The sequence below is a fragment of the Corynebacterium sp. MSK218 genome, assembly GCF_030232655.1.
Taxonomy (GTDB): domain Bacteria; phylum Actinomycetota; class Actinomycetes; order Mycobacteriales; family Mycobacteriaceae; genus Corynebacterium.
In genome coordinates this window covers 79,469-98,768 of record NZ_JASPGN010000008.1, presented here as the reverse complement: position 1 = coordinate 98,768, position 19,300 = coordinate 79,469, and the positions used below count along the sequence as shown (strand labels likewise).

Genomic DNA, 19,300 nt, shown 5'->3' with positions numbered 1-19,300 from the left:
GGAAGGGAAAGTGTGGGCGTGTCCCTCTTCCAAAAGTCTCAAGTTCAACTTAAACTTGAGCTCACGTTAGACCGCTCACCGCGTCTGCAGTGGCGTGTTCCGCAGGAGGGGAACCTGCGGAGCCCGCTCGATGCAACGTGCCTTCACTCGACACATCGCAAGGATTCACCAATGCCGAACACTGCGCCTTCTCATAAGTCTGCTCAGCCCTCCAAGGCAGCAGGCCTGCGTTCCCCGTCCGCCGCTCGCAAGGGCCTGACCATCGCCGCACTGCCTACCGCCGTGGCCGTCGGCTTCGCGCTGCTGCCTATGGCTAACGCGCAGTCCTCCAGCTCTAGCTCCGGCGAGGGCATTACCGACATTCTGGGAAGCTCCAACTTCTCCGATTCCTTCGCACCGTCCAACCCGCCACAGCGCACCCCGATTGAGACCGAGTACCCGGACATCGAGGGCCTCCCGGAAGGTGTGTCCGTCTCCCGCGTTGAGTACCTGACCAACCGCCACCTCAAGGTCTACATCAAGTCCGCCGCTATGCCGGACAAGGAGCAGGTCGTGCAGATCCAGTTGGCCCGCGACTGGTACTCCAACCCGGACAAGAAGTTCCCAGAAGTGTGGGCCCTCGACGGCCTACGTGCCCGCGACGACGAGTCTGGCTGGACCATTGAAACCAACATTCTGTCCCAGTTCGCCGACCGCAACGTCAACCTCATCATGCCGGTCGGCGGCGAGTCCTCCTTCTATTCCGATTGGCAGAAGCCGGACAACGGGAAGCACTACAAGTGGGAAAGCTTCCTCATGCAGGAGCTCATCCCAGTCCTAGAGAAGGCATATCGTTCCAACGGCCAGCGTGCCGTCACCGGTATCTCCATGGGCGGTACTGCCGCGATGAACCTGGCGGAGCGCAACCCCTGGGCCTTCAAGTTCGTTGGTTCCTTCTCGGGATACCTCGACACCACGACCACCGGTATGCCGGAGGCCATTACCGCCGCGCAGGCAGATGCCGGCGGCTACACCTCCACCAACATGTGGGGCGACCTCTACTCCCAGGACTGGATTGACCACGACCCGAAGCTGGGTATCGAGAACCTCAAGGATATGAAGGTCTACGTCTCCGCTGGCAACGGCAAGGATGACTACGGCCAGATCGGTTCCGTGGCCAAGGGCCAGGCCAACATGGCAGGCGTAGGCCTCGAAGCGATTTCCCGCATGTCTACTCAAACCTTCGTCGACTACGCCAAGCGCGCCAAGGTCGAGCCGGTGGTCAAGTTCCGCCCGACCGGCGTGCACAGCTGGGAATACTGGCAGTTCGAAATGACCGAAGCGTGGCCGTTCATTGCTGATTCCCTCGGCCTCGATAAGTCCGACCGCGGCGCTGACTGCACCCCGGTGGGCGCCATTGCGGAGGCCACCAAGTCCGGCATCATTGGTTCCTGCGTGAACAACGAGTATGACGTCGCCGAGCGCGGCAAGGCCCAGGACTTCCAGGCCGGTACTGCCTACTGGTCCCCGGAGACCGGTGCCTACGCAGTCTTCGGCCGCATTGGCGCCCGCTACTCTGAGCTGGGTGGCCCGACCTCCTGGCTGGGCTTCCCGACGTCCGGCGAAGGCAAGACCCTCGACGGCCGTGGCCGCTTTGTCCACTTCGAGCACGGCTCCATCTACTGGACCCCGGAGAACGGCGCCTGGCCGATCCCGAAGGATCTCTACGACGAGTGGGGCAAGAACGGCTTCGAGATGGGCGACCTCAAGTACCCGACCTCTGACGTCCACAAGGTCGGCGACGGCGTGGTGCAGGAATTTGAGGATGGTGTGCTGACCCACAACCCGGACGGTTCCTTCCACATTGTGCACGGCGCCATCGGTGCCAAGTACAAGGAGCTCAAGGCCGCCGAGTCCGACCTCGGCTACCCAGTCGGCGAGGAAAAGGCAGTCAATGGCGGCTTCTTCCAGGAATTCGAGCACGGCAACATCTACTGGTCCATGGACTCCGGCGCGCACTACATCCTCAAGGGCGACATCTTTGATGAGTGGGGCAAGCACGGCTTCGAGCAGGGCGAGTTCGGCTGGCCTACCGAAGACTACAAGGAGATCCCAGCCGGCGGTCTGACCCAGACCTTCCAGCATGGCGTCATCCGCAAGGTCATGGGCAACATCCAGGCAGACAAGAACTAAGCCATGCGCACGCGACGACTAAGCTCCTCGGCCGGGGTGACAGCCGCAGCGTTGCTGGCCGCCGGTGCCCTGTTGACCGGCTGCGGCTCCGCAACTGTCGACGAGAGCGAAGCCACCGAAACCTCCGTGGCACCGCTCGAGCGCTCTTCCGGCTCGTCTGAAGGGGCGGAATCCTCCTCGACGTCGAGTTCATCGGCAGCGAGCTCGAGCGACAAGGCCTCGTCCGGCAGCGGCTCCTCCCGCGGTTCCGGCGAAGAACCGGAGGACCGCGGCGCACGCGAAATCTCCGAAATCCCCGCCCCCGCACCCGCCGAAGGCCCGCACCAGGAGTTCCTGGCCGCGCTTTCCGACGGCGGCGTCAACACCGAAGGTGTAGAAGATCAGCTCGTCGGTGCCGCCCAAGCCGCCTGCCAAGGCGATACCGTCACCGTTCCCGCCGTCGCCGGCCAGCTCATCGAGCAAGGCCGCAGCGAGCTCAGCCACGAGCAGCTGATCCAGCTCATCAGTGAGAAGGGCAGCACGCTCTGCGCCGAGTAGGTGTGGCGGGGCGGCGAGGGAGACGTCGTCAAGCGCCCCCAGCCCCATGGCAGGGATTCCCCAGGGAATCCCGCACCTTCCCAAGGTAGAAATTTCCTCATGCGTAAAACAATCACCGTCCTCGCCGTCGTTGTCCTTCTCGTTGTCATCGGCGGCGGAGTGGTCCACTTCCTCAACACCCGCGACCAAGGCGAACCCGGGATTCTCAGCGAACCAGCCGACAACCCCGAGCAGCCCGCCGAGGAGCCACCTGCGCAGCCGGATTGGTGCCCGCGCTTCGAGTTTGTTTCCGCGCCGGGCACGTGGGAATCCGCCGCGGATGATGATCCCATCAACCCCGGCGCCAACCCGAACTCCTTCATGCTCTCCATTACCAATCCTTTGAAGGAGGCGTACGTCCCCGAGGACGTCAAGGTGTGGACGCTGCCTTATACCGCGCAGTTCAAGAACATCAACGCGCAGCACGAGATGAGCTACGACGAATCGCGCGATGAAGGAACCTCCCGTCTGGAGGGCGAGCTGACCTACATGCACGAGACCTGTCCGGACACGAAGTTCCTCTTGTCCGGCTTTTCCCAAGGCGCGGTCATTGTGGGAGATATCGCTGACCGTATCGGTGGCGGCAATGGTCCCATCCCGGCCAGCAGTGTGGCTGGGGTGGCGGTGATTGCGGATGGGCGCCGTCAAGAAGGCGTCGGCATCAACCCCGGTGCCCAAGTAGGTGGCGTCGGCGCGGAGATTGCTCTGCAGCCGGTCTCGACCCTGATCCAGGGCATCGTGCCGGGAGCGACCATGCGCGGAGCGCGCCCCAATGGCTTTGGTGAACTGGCCGACCGTACCTTCCAGATTTGCGCGCCCAACGACTCTATTTGTGATGCGCCGCTGGATGCCAGCAACGGGCTCGATCGCGCAATGGACCTCATTGAGGCCAACGGTGTGCATGCCATGTACGCCTCAAACCCGGACGTTATTGAGGGAACCACTGCCAACCAATGGGTCACGCAGTGGGCTAAGGACACCATCGACGCGCACTAAAAATGGCGCGCCGTGTAACATTCGCCACGCCTTCTCTGATATTTTCAGTGTCAAAAGTACGTGACCTGTCTATCCCACAAAGGAGTCCCACATGGACCTGAAAGCATTGATCGGCCAGTTCTTCGATGAGAAGGGCGCTATCTCCCTGCCGCCGCACCTCACCTTGGCAGGCTTGGCGGAACACGTCTACGCCGCCGAGCAGCAGGCAGGAATCCCCGACCGCCCGGTCATGCGTCAGTGGGTCTTCACTGATAACCCGGATGGTACCCCGCGTGACTTCACCCGCTCCCAGGTCAACACCCGCATCAAGGTAGTGGCCGCGCGTTTGCAGCAGGTAGGAAAAATGGGTGACCGCGTAGCCATCCTGGCCGGCAATTCCCCGGAGTACATCTTCGGCTTCCTTGGCGCCATGTACGCGGGCATGACTCCGATTCCGCTCTATGACCCGAACGAGCCGGGCCACACCGACCACCTGCGTGCGGTGTTTGGGGATGCCAACCCGCCGATTGTTCTCACCAACAACGTGTCGGCCGCAGCCAACCGTGCGTACTTCTCCGACCGCCCCGCCGCCGAGCGCCCGCGCATCATCTCTATTGATTCCCTGCCGGATTCCCTCGCCGCCAGCTGGGTGAACCCGCTGGAGTCCGAAGAGGGCAAGGCGTCCCTCGCCGCGCTGCAGACCGCGCCGGTAGACCACCCGGCCTTCCTGCAGTACACCTCCGGTTCCACGCGCACCCCGGCGGGCGTGCTGCTGACTAACCGCAACATCATGACTAACGTGTTGCAGATCTTCACCGCCGTGCAGATTAAACTGCCTGCGCGCGTGGTCTCCTGGCTGCCGATGCACCACGATATGGGCATCATCCTTGCCGTCTTCGTGACCATTCTGGGTCTCAACTTGGAGATTATGACCCCGCGCGACTTCGTTCAGCAGCCTAAGCGCTGGGTGGACCAGCTCAAGCGCCAGCCTGTCGACGCCCACCTGCAGGGCACCTACGCCGTCGTCCCGAACTTCGCTCTCGAGCTGGCAGCGCGTTATGGTGCGCCGGCAGCGGGGGAGGAGCTGGACTTCAGCAACGTCGATGGCGTTGTGATTGGTTCGGAGCCGGTGACGGAGAGCGCGGTGAACTCCTTCTGGGAGACTTTCGGCAAGGAGGAGTACGGCCTGCGCCGCGAGACCCTGCGCCCGTCGTATGGCATGGCGGAGGCGTCCCTCATCGTCACCACGCCGCAGACCCCAGAGCGCCCCATCATCTCGCACTTCGACCGTGAGCGCCTGGCGCAGGGCGAGGCTGTCATCGTGGAGAAGTCCGCGGACTCCGTGGCCTACGCTTCCTGTGGTCAGAGTGTTATTGCCCAGGAACTCACCATCGTGGACCCGGAGACCCGAGCCGAGCTTGCCGACGGCCTCGTGGGCGAAATCTGGCTCCACGGCGGAAACCGCGCCGCCGGCTACTTGGGCCGTGAAGAGGAAACCGCGTCCACCTTCCACAACACGCTGGGAGAGCGCCTGGCGGAAGGTTCCCGCGTGCCGCATGCTCCGTCGGATAACAACTGGCTTGCTACTGGTGACTTGGCGGCGATTGTGGATAACCAAGTCTACATCACGGGCCGTCTCAAGGACCTCATCGTGGTGGCTGGTCGCAACCACTACCCGCAAGACATCGAAGGTACCGTGCAGGAGGCCTCGTCCCACGTGCGGGCCGATTCCATCGCGGCCTTCTCCGTCGAGGGCGGCAGCACCGAAGAGCTTGTCCTGCTGATTGAACGCGCTGATGGCGCTAACCCCGCCGAGGACGAAGCCGCCTCCGAGGCCATTCGCTCCGCCGTCTCCTCGCACCACGGCGTGACCCCGGCGGCCATTCAGTGGTTCAACGCCAACGAGATTAAGCGCACCTCCTCAGGCAAAATTGCCCGCCGAGTGGCGAAGAAGGAGTACCTCGCTTCCTAGTCTGCGCTCTGCGCTGCCCACCCAGCTCACTATGGCTGGGTGGGCTTTGTCGTGCATGAGGCTAGCTAGCACCTACCGAGCGCACCGAGCCACGTGAGAGCAACCCCCGCTCTCGCGCGTGCGCGCGCCCCGCAACACTCGCCCGCGCAGCCCAAGCCCAACAGGGGCAGATTCCTGCGGGTGGCGTCACCTCGCGCGCGTGCGCGCAGCTCAAGCCGCCCCCTCGCGCGCGCGTGCGCGCGTAAGTGTGCGGATCTGTGGCGAGTTTTCGCTGGTGGGGGAGTCAATGGGTATGTCGGTTATGAAACCCAAGTTAACGAAGTGAGATAATCGTCCGATAACTCGTATAGGAGCGTCGTCGAGCGCGCCTTCGTGCTGCGCAAAATCGACCGCCTTGTGACCAGAGTCCGCGTTAGAAAGCTAGAGATTTATGACCGTTGAAGAGCTTCGTGGCTGGCTGCGCACCTGGGTTGCGCAGACCACCGGCCTCTCCGCAGAGGAAATCACGGACACCAAACCGCTGGAGAACTTCGGACTGTCCTCGCGCGACGCCGTGGTTCTTTCCGGTGAATTAGAAAACCTCCTCGGCATCAAACTCGAGCCCACCGTGGCCTATGAGTACCCCACGATTGCGCAGCTGGCGGAGCGTCTGGTCAACGGGGCCTCTCACAGCGTGCCAGGGGAAGCAGCGGCGGCGCCGCGCCCGGCCGCAATTGAAGGCGGCGACATCGCCGTCATCGGTTACGCCGGCCGCTTCCCAGGCGCAAAGAACGTCGCCGAATTCTGGAACATGCTCGTGGAGGGCCGGCCTGGTACCGGCCCGCTGCCCGTGGGCCGCTGGTCGGAGTATTCCTCCGACCCGATCACCAGCGAGAAGATAGAGCAGCAGAACACCGACGGCGGCTACATCGATGACATCGCCAGCTTCGACGCTGAATTCTTTGGTCTCTCCCCGCTCGAGGCCGCCAACATGGACCCGCAGCAGCGCATCCTCCTCGAAGTAGCCTGGGAGGCCCTCGAGGACGCCGGCGTGCCCGCCAACCAGCTGCGCGGTACCGCTACCGGCGTGTACATGGGCTCTACGAACAACGACTACGGCATGCTCATCACGGCGGATCCAGCGGAGATGCACCCGTATGCCATGACGGGAACGTCCTCTGCCATTATCGCCAACCGCCTGTCCTACGCCTTCGACCTGCGCGGCCCGTCCCTCAACGTGGATACCGCCTGCTCCGCTTCCCTCGTGGCCGTCAACCAGGCCGTCAAGGATCTGCGCGTAGGCGCGGCCGACGTAGCCCTGGCCGGCGGCGTGAACATCCTGGCCTCGCCGCATGCCTCCATTGGCTTTAGCGAGCTCGGCGTCACCTCGCCCACTAGCGCCATCCATGCCTTCTCCGATGACGCTGACGGCATCGTCCGCGCGGACGCCGCCGGCGTTCTCGTACTCAAGCGCCTCGAAGACGCCGAACGCGACGGCGACACTATCGCCGCCGTCATCAAGGGCTCCGCCGTCAACTCCGACGGCCACTCCAACGGCCTGACCGCTCCGAACCCGGACGCGCAGGTCGACGTCCTCCAACGCGCCTACGCCGACGCCGGCATCCGCCCACAGGACGTGGACTACGTCGAAGCCCACGGCACCGGCACCATCCTCGGTGATCCTATTGAGGCCACCGCTCTCGGCCGCGTTCTCGGTCCGGGCCGTCAGGCTGCAACCCCGACCCTCCTGGGATCCGCCAAGACCAACATCGGCCACTCCGAATCCGCCGCGGGCGTCGTCGGCCTCATCAAGGTCATCGAAGGTATGCGCCACGGCGTCATCCCGCCCAACATCAACTACGCCGGCCCCAACCGCTACATCGATTTCGACGCCGAGCACCTGGAAGTCGTCGAGGACCCACGCGAATGGCCCGAATACTCCGGCCAGAAGATTGCGGGTGTCTCCGGCTTCGGCTTCGGCGGCACCAACGCCCACGTTGTCCTTACTGATTACCGCGGGCTGACCCACCAGGCTGCCCCGCAAGTCGCCGTAGGTGAAGGCCAGCCGGTTGCCCTGCCGGTCTCCGGCCTGCTGCCCTCACGCCGCGCCACTGCGGCGGCTGACCTCGCGGAGTACATCGAGGCCGAGAACCCGAACCTGCTCTCCCTGGCCCGCACCCTCGCCCGCCGCAATCATGGGCGCTCGCGGGCGGTAGTGATGGCGTCGTCAAGCGAGGAGGCCATCAAGCGCCTCCGTCAGGTGTCCGAAGGAACCGTCTCCGTGGGCATCGCCGCGGCGGATTCCCCGTCGGTACATGGCCCCGTCTTCATGTACTCCGGCTTCGGCTCCCAGCACCGCAAGATGGCCAAGGACATGATGGAGATGTCGCCGTTGTTTGCCGAGCGCCTCACGGAACTCGACGCCCTTGTCCAGCGCGAATCCGGGTGGTCCATTCTGGAGCTTGTCCACGATGACTCACAGACCTACAACACCGAAACCGCGCAGGTGGCCATCACCGCCATCCAGATTGCGCTGACGGACCTGCTCGCCACCTTCGGCGTGCGCCCGGCCGGCGTTATCGGCATGTCTATGGGCGAAATCGGCGCGGCTTACGCGTCCGGCGGCATTTCGGCAGAGGACGCCATGCTCATCGCCTGCCACCGCGCGCGCCTCATGGGTGAGGGCGAGGCCTCGCTTCCCGACGATCAACAAGGAGCCATGGCCGTCGTCGAACTCTCCGCCGAGGAGATTGACGCCCTGCCGGGCAACATTGAGCCCGCCGTCTACACCGGCCCTGGCATGACCACCGTGGGCGGCCCGCGCGAGGAGGTCCTCGCGCTGGTGGAGAAACTCGATGGCGAGGGCAAGTTCGCCCGCGCGCTCAACGTCAAGGCTGCCGGCCACACCTCTGCCGTGGACCCGCTGCTGGGAGAGCTCTATGCGGAAATTGCCGGCATTGAGGCCCGCCCGCTGCACACCACACTGTTTTCCTCCGTGGACCGCGGCAAGGCCTACCGTCCGGGCACTGTGCTGCACGACGAAGACTACTGGATCCGCATGACTCGCCACTCCGTCTACCTGCAGGACGCGACCGAGTCGGCCTTTGACGCGGGCCATACCCAAATCGTGGAGATTTCCCCGAACCCGATTGCGCTGATGGGCCTCATGTCCACTGCTTTCGCCGCGGGCAAGGCGGACGCGCAGCTGCTGTACAGCCTGAAGCGCAAGGTGGACCCCACCGAGTCGCTGCTGGATGTGCTGGCCAAGCTCTACGTTGCGGGTGTCCCAGTGGACTACACAAAGGTCTTCGGCTCCGGCGCGCTTGTTGCCGCCCCCTCGACCCACTTCCGTCGCCAGCGTTTCTGGACCAACGCCCGCCCTTCCGCTGGTATCTCCGGTCTGCCGGGCGCGCGCGTCACCCTGCCGGAGGGTGCCGTGGCCTTCTCCACGAACGCGGACCAGGCGCCGAGTGCCCTGGCCATTCTGGAGGCTGCTGCCGAGGCCGTGTCCCCGGGCGCGCAGATTGCCGCCAGCGAGGAACATGCGGACCTACCAGCGAAGGGTGAGGTCACCACCATCGTACGCCGCACTCTCGGCGGCCTGTCCGTGGCGGTACATTACGTGGATGGCGCTTCGACCAAGCTCATCGCGGAAGGTTTCGCCTCTACCCTCAACCTTGAGGCGCCTGTCGCCGCCCCGGAGCCGAGCCTGCCGCAGGCCGTCACCGCGCCGCAGTTCGCCGACCCCGAGGTGGGCGTTGATGCGGTGCGCTGGGACCCGGAGAAGGAGAGCGTGGAGGAGCGCTTGGCGCTCATCGTGTCGGAGTCCATGGGCTACGACGTGTCCGACCTCCCGCGTGAGCTGCCGCTCATTGACCTGGGCCTCGATTCGCTCATGGGCATGCGCATCAAGAACCGCGTGGAGAACGACTTCCAGATTCCGCCGCTGCAGGTGCAGGCGCTTCGCGACGCCTCCCTCGCCGACGTCATCACCATGGTCGAGGAGGCCGTCGCCGAGCAAACCAGCGCTGATAACACTGCTGCCGACGGCCCCGCAGACGCTCACACCGCTGACGCTCACACCGCACCCTTCGCGCTCACCGAGAACGACGACACCACCCCAGACGCTTCCACGGTGAGCGCGAAGGACGGCGATGCACACGAAGGCGTGGGCGTAGCGCCGCGCGATGCTTCCGAGCGCATGGTCTTCGGCACCTGGGCCACCTTCACGGGCAAGGCCGCTGCCGGCGTGACCTCCGCGTTGCCGCAGGTCAGCGATGAGGTGGCCGAGAAGATCGCCGAGCGCCTCACCGAGCGCGCCGGCATCGACGTCACCGCCCAACAGGTCCAGGAAGCCGAAGCGCTGGAGAACCTGGCGGACCTCGTCCGTGAGGGCCTGGAGACCGAGGTCGAAGGCAACATCCGTGTGCTGCGCGAGGCCGATGGCCCAGCAGTCTTCATGTTCCACCCGGCCGGCGGCACCACGGTGGTCTACCAGCCGCTGACCCGCCGCCTGCCTGCCGACGTCGCCGTCTACGGCGTCGAGCGCCTCGAAGGCAGCCTGGAGGATCGCGCCGCCGCCTACATCGAAGACATCCTGCACTACGCGCGCGGCCGCAAGGTCGTGCTCGGCGGCTGGTCCTTCGGCGGAGCGCTGGCCTACGAGGTGGCCTACCAGCTGCAGGAGCGCGCAGCCCGCGGCGAGGACACTGCCGAGGTTGCCTTCATCGCTCTGCTGGATACCACCCAGCCGGCGCATCCGGCCCCGAAGACGCTGGAGGAAACCAAGGCCCGCTGGGGCCGCTACGCCGCCTTCGCCAAGAAGACCTACGGCCTCGACTTCGAGCCGCCCTACGAGATGCTGGAAACCGTCGGCGAAGATGCGCTCATGGCCATGCTCGCGGAATTCCTCAGCTCCACCGACGCCTCCGAACACGGCCTCTCTGCCGGTGTACTCGAGCACCAGCGCGCGTCCTTCGTAGACAACCAGATTTTGGGCTCGCTGGATATGGGAAGGTGGGCGTCGGTAAGCGTGCCCGTCATCCTCTTCCGCTCCGAGCGCATGCACGACGGCGCCATCGAGCTCGAACCGGCGTATGCGGAGATTAACCCGGACGGCGGCTGGGGCGTTATCGTGAAGGATCTGGAGATTGTGCAGCTGCCGGGCGACCACCTGGCGGTTCCCGACGAGCCGGCAATCGGTATCGTGGGCAAGCACATGGAGGATTGGATCGAGGAGAAGATTCGCAAGTGACTAGCACCGCTGACAAGCTAGCGGACCTGCGCGAGCGCCTCGAGCGCGCCCAGGACCCCGGTAGTGAGCGCTCCCGTGCCCGCCGCGATGAGGCTGGGCGTTCTACGCCGCGCCAACGCATCGCCGCGCTTCTCGACGAAGGCTCCTTCGTCGAAACCGGCGCCCTGGGTAAAACTCCCGGCGACCCGGACGCGATTTACTCCGACGGCGTGGTCACCGGTCACGGCCGCATCAATGGCCGCCCGGTGTGCATTTACGCACACGATAAGACTGTGTACGGCGGTTCCGTGGGCGTGACCTTTGGCAAGAAGGTTACCGACATCATGGATTTGGCCATCAAGATTGGTTGCCCGGTCATCGGCATCCAAGATTCCGGCGGCGCACGCATCCAGGACGCGGTGACGTCCCTGGCCATGTACTCCGAGATTGCCCGCCGCCAGCTGCCGCTTAGCGGCCGCAGCCCGCAGATTTCCATCATGATGGGCAAGTCCGCTGGTGGTGCTGTGTATGCGCCGGTGACCACGGACTTCATCATCGCCGTCGACGGTGAGGCGGAGATGTACGTGACGGGCCCGAACGTGATCAAGGAGGTCACGGGCGAGGAGATTTCTTCCCACGACTTGGGCTCCGCGCGCCAGCAGGAGCTTAACGGCAACGTGTCCGTCGTGGTGCCCTCGGAGGATGATGCTTTCGACCTCGTGCGCGATTTGCTCGACCACCTGCCGCTGACCTGCTTCGATGAGGCGCCGGTCTTCGACGCGCCGTCTGACGAGGAGGTGGCCCAGGATACTGAGCTGGATTCCTTCATGCCGGATGACACGAATGCCGGCTACGACATGATGGACCTGCTGACGCAGCTTGGCGACGACGACGAGCTCATCGAAATCCAGGAAAACTACGCCCCCAACGTCATCACCGCCTTTGGCCGCATTGATGGCAAGGCAGTTGGCTTTGTGGCGAATAACCCGATGCATTCGGCGGGTTGTATCGATGCGGACGCCGCCGATAAAGGCGGGCGTTTTATCCGTATTTGCGATGCCTACAACATCCCGCTGGTCTTCGTAGTGGATACGCCGGGCTACCTGCCGGGCGTGGACCAGGAGAAGGCCGGTCTGATTCACCGCGGCGCGAAGTTTGCGTTTGCGGTGGTGGAGGCCACCGTGCCGAAGGTCTCGCTCATCGTGCGCAAGGCGTATGGCGGCGCGTATGCCGTGATGGGCTCGAAGAACCTGACAGGTGATATCAACCTGGCGTGGCCGACGGCCCAGATTGCCGTCATGGGTTCCGCTGCCGCCGTGGTCATGATTGCGGGCAAGCAGCTCGAGGCCGCCGAGACCCCAGAGCAGCGCGCCATGACGAAGAAGATGTTCATGGACTTCTACGACGAGACCATGACCGCGCCCTATGTCGCTGCGGAGCGTGGCTACCTCGATGGCATGATTAAGCCTTCCGAGTCGCGACTGGCCCTGCGCCGCGCGCTGCGCCAGCTGGCCGATAAGCAAGAGAAGGATCTGCCCAAGAAGCACACCATCTCCCCGCTTTAGCCCATCGCCCGCGCCGGCGGGATGGTTGCCCTGCCGAATTCTCTACTGGGGGTGGTCAACCTTGTAGCTTGCCGCGGTCCTGCCGCGGTGCTGGGTGGGTTGGCGGGGGCCGGTTAGGGCCATTCCCCACAAACTGCCGGATTTTTCGCGTAAGGCGTAACGTCAAAGGCGTCCTCGCACGATAGATATTAAGTCTAGGTAATCGAATAAAGGAGAACTCTCATGCTGTCTAGCGTTATTGACCTCAGTGGCGACATCATCAACCTCGTCATCATGCTGCTCAACCGCGCCGGTGTTACCGTCTCCGGCTCTTCCCTGAGCTCGAAGTAAGCCAGCGCCTGTAGCCCCTCCTAATGGAGGGGCTTTTTCGATCCGTGCTTTACGGCCAAGCAGGACTGGGACTAGGAACTGGAGGACCGCCACCGGGCGGCAACCAATGGACTCTGCCGTTGATGCGGTCGACCCGACCCCGGCCGGTGGGGCGAGTGGGATCGTCGTCATTAATGGCGTTGTGGTACTGGCATAAAGGCACCAGATTGGCGATGTTGGTAGGACCGCCATCCTGCCAGCGTTGTATGTGGTGCATCTGGCATTCCGTGACGGGTTTATTACAACCAAACCACGCGCACGTCGGATGCTCCGCGCCCAACATGAGCCGCATCTTGTCGTTAGCGAAGCGGCTCGTGTCGTAGAGATTTACCGGGCCCTGGGTGGGGTGGATGAGGGTAACGAAGCCGCGCTCGGCAAACTTCGTGCGCACGAACTCCGCGCCGGTCATCGTGCCGCCGTCGGTGGCCTGCAGGACGATGTCATCGCCTTCGCCGCGCGCAATTTTGTCCAGCTCGTCGAGGCGCACGATGACATGGGCATGCAGCGCCGGCGCGGGCGCACCGCTGCCCTTAAAGACCTCGTGGGCGGCTTTGAGCAGGTCGTCGTTCGTCGCCCGAAGCGTGCCTACCATGTCCGCGATTGCTCGTGGACGGTCCGTAATTGTGATGCTGTGCAGACCGGTAGCGCTGCGGCGCACACGGACACCAGGGCTGGGCTTCGGGGTGAGCTCGGCAAGCCGGCGCTTCGCCACACCCGCAATCTTTCCCACTGGTGTTTCGCACAATTCCACCCGCAGGTCCCAGGCTTTGCGGGAATCTTTCACGCGCGCGACGTGGCGCTCGATGGTGAGCAGCGTATCGAGCGCATGGTTAGTCTCCCGCGCGCGGCGCTGCTTGGCGGTGTAGGCAGTCTGTCCAAAGTAGACGCGGCGCAGCGCATCCAATTGCCGTGCTACCCGAGGAGTCGCGCCGAGTGCGATCATCTCATCGAGCGTGTGGCCCGCGCACAAGGAAACGACGTGCATGCCGCGAGCGAGTACCCCGAGTAAGTCCCCCAACTTCATGGCACATACACTAAACCCGCTCCACCTACCCCGCAACTGGAACGGCAAACTCCTAGCTCAAAGGGGGTGACTATGGTTGGTTGTAAGCGTGGCAAGCCTGGCTGGAGGGTGCCTCCCTAACACGTGAGCGCGTCTTGTGATGGGAAGAAAACAGGCTAGAGGAAATGGCGAAGCCGGATACTAAGCGCGGGAGCGGGAGGTAAAAGCAGCGATGGCGCGCCAGCCAAAGAGCAGCAGCGCCGACATCACCGTGGCCACGATGAGGAAGGACCAGTGCGGCAGGCGGCCGTTGACCAGCATCCACAACGCCATGCCGCCAATGATGGCGCTCAGCCACACGACGACGCCCTGCTTCCACAGGCCGCCCAGCTTCGTCGCCATGATGATGACCCAGCCCACGAGCGCGCCCACGGTCCACGGCCAGAAGGCATCAAGCCAGGAGCTAAAGCTCAGGCCACCATGCGCCAGGCGGGCGAGGACGGCGAAGAGGGCGAGGGCGAGGACGTCGATAAGCGGGGCAACGCGCATTTAGGATTCCTTCCGATTCAACGCCGCGTAAGAAAAGCCATCGCGGGCGTAGTGGGCGAAGTAGATGACCCATCCAATGATAGTGATGAGCGCAAAAGAAATAAGCCGGTAGATGATGGCCGCGGAGGTGGCGTGCACTACGGTCAATCCTGTCGCCACCAGCGGGGTGATGAGGGCGGCCTCAACCGTGCCCACACCGCCCGGGGTGACCTGCGCGGAACCGGCCAGCTTCGCGGCGAGGAAAGCCAAGGCCACGCCAGCAATGGTGGTGTCATCAGCGCCCGCACGCAGCCACGGGATTTCCCCAGTCACTGCCCACACGGAGGCCCACAGCGCGGCCATATCTGCCAAACGGTGGACCAGCGATGCCCCGGCAACCACGGCAAAGGGGCCGCGCGACAGGTGGACCTCTCCCAGGTTGCGCACCTCCTGGATTGCACGGTCCCGCTTAGGCCCGGGCCGCAGCTTGCGCAGCCAGCCCTCGAGGGTCTCCGGGTGCGAGGTCAGCCAAAAGATCCCGCCGAGTGCGGCAAGCATCAGGATGACCGTGGTGATAAGAGATCCCAGGGCCATGTCGGCGTTGAGGAAAAACACCCCGCCGAGCCCAATGAGCGCGAGGAACATCGAGCTAATGATCGAGGATAAAAAGAGGAAGTAGCTGCACAGCGCCACCGACGCGCCCCAGCGGCGTTGCACCTGGAAGGTGAGCAGGGCCGAAAAGGCGGGGCCCGCTGGCAGGGTCGTGGACCACGCGTTGGAGGCCAGCGTGATGGCGTAGGTTTCGCGCAGCGGGACGTTGACGCCGCCGGCGGCGATAAGCCGCTTCATCACCTCGGCCATGCCCGCGATGGAGAGCAGCGCAAACACCACGACGAGCACCACCGGCAGCGGCTCGGCGTGGCGCAGGCGGCGTAGGCCTTCGGTGATGAAGTCGAGCTGGTCGCGGAAGAACCACGCCAGCGCCGCTAGGATAATCAGGGAAATTATCCAGGTGAGCCACTTCTTATTCATCGACCATCCGTGGAATTGAGGCGCTTGACCAGCTCGGAGAAGGGGATGAGCTCCGCGTCAGTGTCGGCGCTGCGGTCCCCGCGTACGGCGGCTTCGTTCGCCTCGCTTGCCGACGCCTCCTCAACCTGTTCAGCCGGAATCGCAGGGGAGGGGTGCGGCTCTGCCTGCTCGGCAGGCGCTCCCTCTGCGTCGCTCAGCGCTGGGGCGGTGGGCGTCGGCGCGGCAGCGGATGCGGTGGCTAGGGCCGGCTCGGCAGCTGGAGCGTTGTCGCCGCCGAGACGGTGGGTCAGGCGGGTGAGGAAGCGTGGGGCCCACCAGTTGTCCTCGCGCAGCAGGTGCATGACGGCGGGGACGAGGAGCATGCGGACGATGGTGGCGTCGATAAGCAGGGCGAAAATCATGCCGAAGGCGATGTACTTCATCATCACGATGTCGGAGAAGCCGAAAGCCCCCGCCACCACAATCATGATGAGCGCCGCGGCCGTAATGATGCCGCCGGTGTGCGCGGTGCCAGCAGCGATGGCCTCATCGGTGGACGCACCCCGGCGGCGGGCTTCCACCATGCGCGAGACCAAGAAGACCTCGTAGTCCGTGGACAAGCCAAAGACGATGGCGATGATGAGCACCAGAATCGGGCTCATCAGCGGGCCAGCGGTGAAGTTGAGCAGGCCGGCGCCGAGGCCATCGACGAACATGAGCGTCAAAATGCCCAGCGTGGCCCCCAGCGACAACAGCGTCATGATGATGGCCTTGAGCGGCAGGATGAACGAGCCAAAGACCAGCGCCATGAGAAGGAAGGTGGCCAGCACCACGTAGAGGGCCATCCAGGGCAGGGTATCGAAGAGCGCATCGAGGGACTCGACCTCCATGGCCGGGGTGCCGCCGACGTAGAGCTCCACGCCCTCCGGCGCCTCGATGTCCTCGAGCTCGTGGACGATGCGTGCGTAGTCCTCACGGTCCTGGATGCCGGCGCCGAGGACGGTGGTGCCGTCGACAGTCGCGGTCTTCGGGCCCATCGGCTCGGTAAGGCCCTGGATGGAGCGGGCTTGCATGACGACGTCGACAAGCTGCTCATTCGTCGCATTCTTCACCACGAGCTTGACCGGCTCGGTACGGAAGGAGGGGAACTGTTCGTTGAACTGGTCCTGCGCCACGCGCGCGTCCTGGTTGGGCGGCAGGTAGGTCTCGTTGATGCCGCCGAATTTCACGCCCAGCACCGGCAGTGTCAGCGCGATGAGTAGCGCGCAGATGGCGGTGGTCATGAGCCCCGCACGGCCCATGGCCCAGCGCGGCATCCGGTACCACCACGTGTCTTCGATGCGGCGCCCGCGGCGCGAGGTCTTGCGCACGGTCCACTTATCGATGTTGTGACCCAGCATGCCAAAGAGCGACGGCAGCACCATGACGGAGAGCAGCGCGGCCAGGCCCACGGCGGAGATGGAGCCATAGGCCACGGACTTGAGGAAGGCCTGCGGGAAGAGGAAGAGCCCGGAGAGGGACACGGCCACCATGGCGGCGGAAAAGACCACCGTCTGGCCCGCGGTGGCGGTGGTGATCGCTACGGCCTCTTGTGTATCGCGTCCCTTGTCCAGCTCCTCGCGGAAGCGCGACACCATGAACAGGCCGTAGTCGATGGCCAGACCCAAGCCCAGCAGCGTGACCACGGCCTGCGCAAACACGTTGACCTGCTGGAAGCCAGCCAAGATGGAGAGGATGCCCAGAGAGCCCAGGATGGACAGGCCACCCACGACGAGCGGCATGAAAGCCGCGACGACGGAGCCGAAAACCACGAGTAGCAGCAGCCCGACGAGCGGCAGGGCAGCCTTTTCCGCGCGGGAGATGTCCTTGGCCATGCCTTCATCGAGGGCGTCGGCTACGGCGGTGGCGCCCGCGACCTGCACGGGCAGGTCGCTTGCGTGGAGCGAATCCTCGATGGCGCGGAAGTCCTTGAGCGTTTGCTCGCCGTCGCCTTTCAGCCCGATGGCGGCGAAGGCCGTGGAGTGGTCCTGCGTGATGAGGTTTGGGTTGCGCTTATCAAAGTAGCTGGTGACGGAGTCAATCTGTTCCGGATGCTGAGCCTTGAGGTCATCCAGGAAGGCCTTGGCCTCGGCGGCGTGGGTTTCGGGGTCGTCGAAAAGCAGGATGACGTCGCCGGAATTGTCACGGCCGAAGGTCTCCAGTTCGATCTGTGCAGCGCTTGTCGACGCCGCCCCCGGGTCCTCCCAGCCCTCCTGACTCATCCGGTCACCCAGGCGGGTGCCGAAGCCGAAGAAGAGGCCGAGGATGAGCCCGACGATAATAAGCGGAATGACCTTGCGGTGGGCATAGGAAAAACGGCCCCAAGAATAAAACATGCGGCTCCTAATTGTGCTCGGGCGCGCGGTCCGGCAGCAGTGCGGACAGCGGGCGGAAAGGCTGCAGCCAGGCGCCGCCTGGAGGCAGGTTGTCCAGGTTCACGCGCGGCAGCGGTTCGCGGAAGACGCCCTCGATGTCTTCGAGGTCGACGAACTCGATATCGGGGTGGGTCAGCGCCCAGGAGGTGTGCTCGTGGAAGCCGAGGACGCACGTGGGCAGGCCGGAAGCAGAGAGCTGTTCCAGCAGGTGCTGGAAGTTCTGGCCGTCGGCCGAGGCCACGATGACACCGGAGAGGTTCTCGCGGTTGGCCTTGATGTGCTCGATCATGTCGGGGTCGACATCATCATCCTCGGAGAGCTTGGGCTTGGCAAAGACGGCAAAGCCAACATTGCGGATGGCTTCTACCCACGGGCGGATAACATCGGCGCCGCCGGGGCTGACGTTGGTAAACACAGCGGCCTCGGGGGTGGCGTCGTTGTCGTCGGCGAGCTCCACGAGCCAGCGCCCAATCGCATCAAAGCGCGGGCGGTAAGCCGCGGTGGGCCGCCCACCAAGGATGGCGCCGAGCCCCATATCCATGTTCGGCGCATCCCACACCAGGAGATAAGTTCCGGCCATTATTTCTTCTCCCACAGGTACTCGGTGATGACGTGTTCTTTATCCAAGCCTTTGCCCTCAAACTTGGTGATGACCTGGCGGTCCGTCAGGATGGGGCACTCCGGCCAGGGCCAGCCCTTGTAATCCAGGGAGGGCTCGACCTCGACGAGCTCGTTAATCCACTCGGCGTAGCCGGCGTGGTCGGTGGCCACGTGGAGCACGCCGCCGGGTTTCAGGCGGGAGGCAAAAAGGTTGAGCGTGCCGGATTGGATAATGCGGCGCTTATGGTGGCGGGCCTTGGGCCACGGGTCGGGGAAGAAGATACGGATACCGTCCAAAGACTCCGGCGCAATCATGCGCATGAGCACCTCGATGCCATCGCCGCGGACCATGCGGATGTTCTCAATGTCGTTGCGGACGATCGAGCCCAGCAGCTTGGCCAGGCCTGGCTTGTAGAGCTCGACGGCGATGATGTTGGTGTCCTGCTCGAGTGGCGCCATGGCTGCGGTTGAGGTACCGGTGCCGGAGCCGATCTCGACGATGGTCTTCGCCCCCTCGCGGCCGAACCAGGCGGGGATGTCGAGGGGTTCGTCGGCAAGCAGGCGTCCCAACCGTGGCCAGTGCTCCTCAAAGAGGGCGTTCTGGTTGTCGGTGAGGGTGCCGCGACGGAAGGTCACGTTGCCGAGGCGTGGGTAGTCCAAATCATTGTTGAACTCGGCGTTGAAATCCGTCTGGAGGCCGCGGCCGTGAGGCATCTGCGCGGCGGGATTCTGGGAAGAGTCTGCGCTATTCATCAGTTGACATTGTTCCCTTAAGCAGGGGTGAGGGGCAACGTGCCGCGCCGTGCAGGAGGTCCCGGTCGCGCCCGATCGGGCGAGTCGGGGGTAAGAGTACGGCCGTACGGTACGTGCGGATAGGGGATTCTTCACCCCCGTGCAGGGGTG

The 19,300-nt window shown here is 64.3% G+C and carries 12 protein-coding genes; 6 read left to right on the top strand and 6 right to left on the bottom strand.

Features of this window, described 5'->3' with window-relative positions; translation table 11 throughout:
• Positions 1 to 171: 171 nt before the first annotated feature.
• The 6 genes from QP922_RS08100 (at position 172) to QP922_RS08075 (ending at position 12,472) form a co-directional block, all read left to right on the top strand.
• Positions 172 to 2,172, top strand: coding sequence for an alpha/beta hydrolase-fold protein (locus QP922_RS08100; RefSeq protein ID WP_284808804.1), 2,001 nt, complete (start codon positions 172 to 174; stop codon positions 2,170 to 2,172).
• A gap of 3 nt (positions 2,173 to 2,175) precedes the next feature.
• Positions 2,176 to 2,709, top strand: coding sequence for a hypothetical protein (locus tag QP922_RS08095; protein ID WP_284808803.1), 534 nt, complete (start codon positions 2,176 to 2,178; stop codon positions 2,707 to 2,709).
• 99 nt (positions 2,710 to 2,808) lie between these two features.
• A complete protein-coding gene (locus tag QP922_RS08090; RefSeq protein WP_284808802.1) occupies positions 2,809 to 3,744 on the top strand; it encodes a cutinase family protein in 936 nt (311 codons plus the stop codon).
• Positions 3,745 to 3,835: 91 nt separating this feature from the next.
• Complete coding sequence (locus tag QP922_RS08085) at positions 3,836 to 5,695, top strand: FadD32-like long-chain-fatty-acid--AMP ligase (RefSeq protein WP_284808801.1); 1,860 nt, start codon at positions 3,836 to 3,838, stop codon at positions 5,693 to 5,695.
• A 430-nt stretch (positions 5,696 to 6,125) separates the two neighbouring features.
• Complete coding sequence (locus QP922_RS08080; RefSeq protein WP_284808800.1) at positions 6,126 to 10,928, top strand: type I polyketide synthase; 4,803 nt, start codon at positions 6,126 to 6,128, stop codon at positions 10,926 to 10,928.
• Entirely contained in the window at positions 10,925 to 12,472 is a 1,548-nt protein-coding gene (locus QP922_RS08075; RefSeq protein ID WP_042532625.1) for an acyl-CoA carboxylase subunit beta, read from the top strand. The genes QP922_RS08080 and QP922_RS08075 overlap by 4 nt, the downstream gene beginning before the upstream one ends.
• 379 nt (positions 12,473 to 12,851) lie before the next feature.
• On the opposite strand, the gene QP922_RS08070 is transcribed toward QP922_RS08075, so the two are convergent.
• The 6 genes from QP922_RS08070 to trmB form a co-directional block, all read right to left on the bottom strand.
• Positions 12,852 to 13,865, bottom strand: a complete 1,014-nt coding sequence (locus QP922_RS08070; RefSeq protein WP_284808799.1) for an HNH endonuclease signature motif containing protein — start codon at positions 13,863 to 13,865, stop codon at positions 12,852 to 12,854.
• 180 nt (positions 13,866 to 14,045) lie between these two features.
• Entirely contained in the window at positions 14,046 to 14,393 is a 348-nt protein-coding gene (locus QP922_RS08065; protein WP_284808798.1) for a DUF3054 domain-containing protein, read from the bottom strand.
• Positions 14,394 to 15,404, bottom strand: coding sequence for a lysylphosphatidylglycerol synthase transmembrane domain-containing protein (locus QP922_RS08060; RefSeq protein WP_284808797.1), 1,011 nt, complete (start codon positions 15,402 to 15,404; stop codon positions 14,394 to 14,396). It lies immediately after the preceding gene.
• The gene (locus tag QP922_RS08055) at positions 15,401 to 17,758 is read right to left on the bottom strand and encodes an MMPL family transporter (protein ID WP_284808796.1); all 2,358 of its coding nucleotides are present in this window, start codon (positions 17,756 to 17,758) and stop codon (positions 15,401 to 15,403) included. Before QP922_RS08055 ends, QP922_RS08060 begins: the two co-directional genes overlap by 4 nt.
• 7 nt (positions 17,759 to 17,765) lie before the next feature.
• On the bottom strand, positions 17,766 to 18,377 hold the full coding sequence (locus QP922_RS08050) for an NYN domain-containing protein (protein ID WP_284808795.1): 612 nt from the start codon (positions 18,375 to 18,377) through the stop codon (positions 17,766 to 17,768).
• Entirely contained in the window at positions 18,377 to 19,150 is a 774-nt protein-coding gene (gene trmB, locus QP922_RS08045) for a tRNA (guanosine(46)-N7)-methyltransferase TrmB (protein ID WP_284808794.1), read from the bottom strand. Before trmB ends, QP922_RS08050 begins: the two co-directional genes overlap by 1 nt.
• Between the last annotated feature and the right edge of the window lie 150 nt (positions 19,151 to 19,300).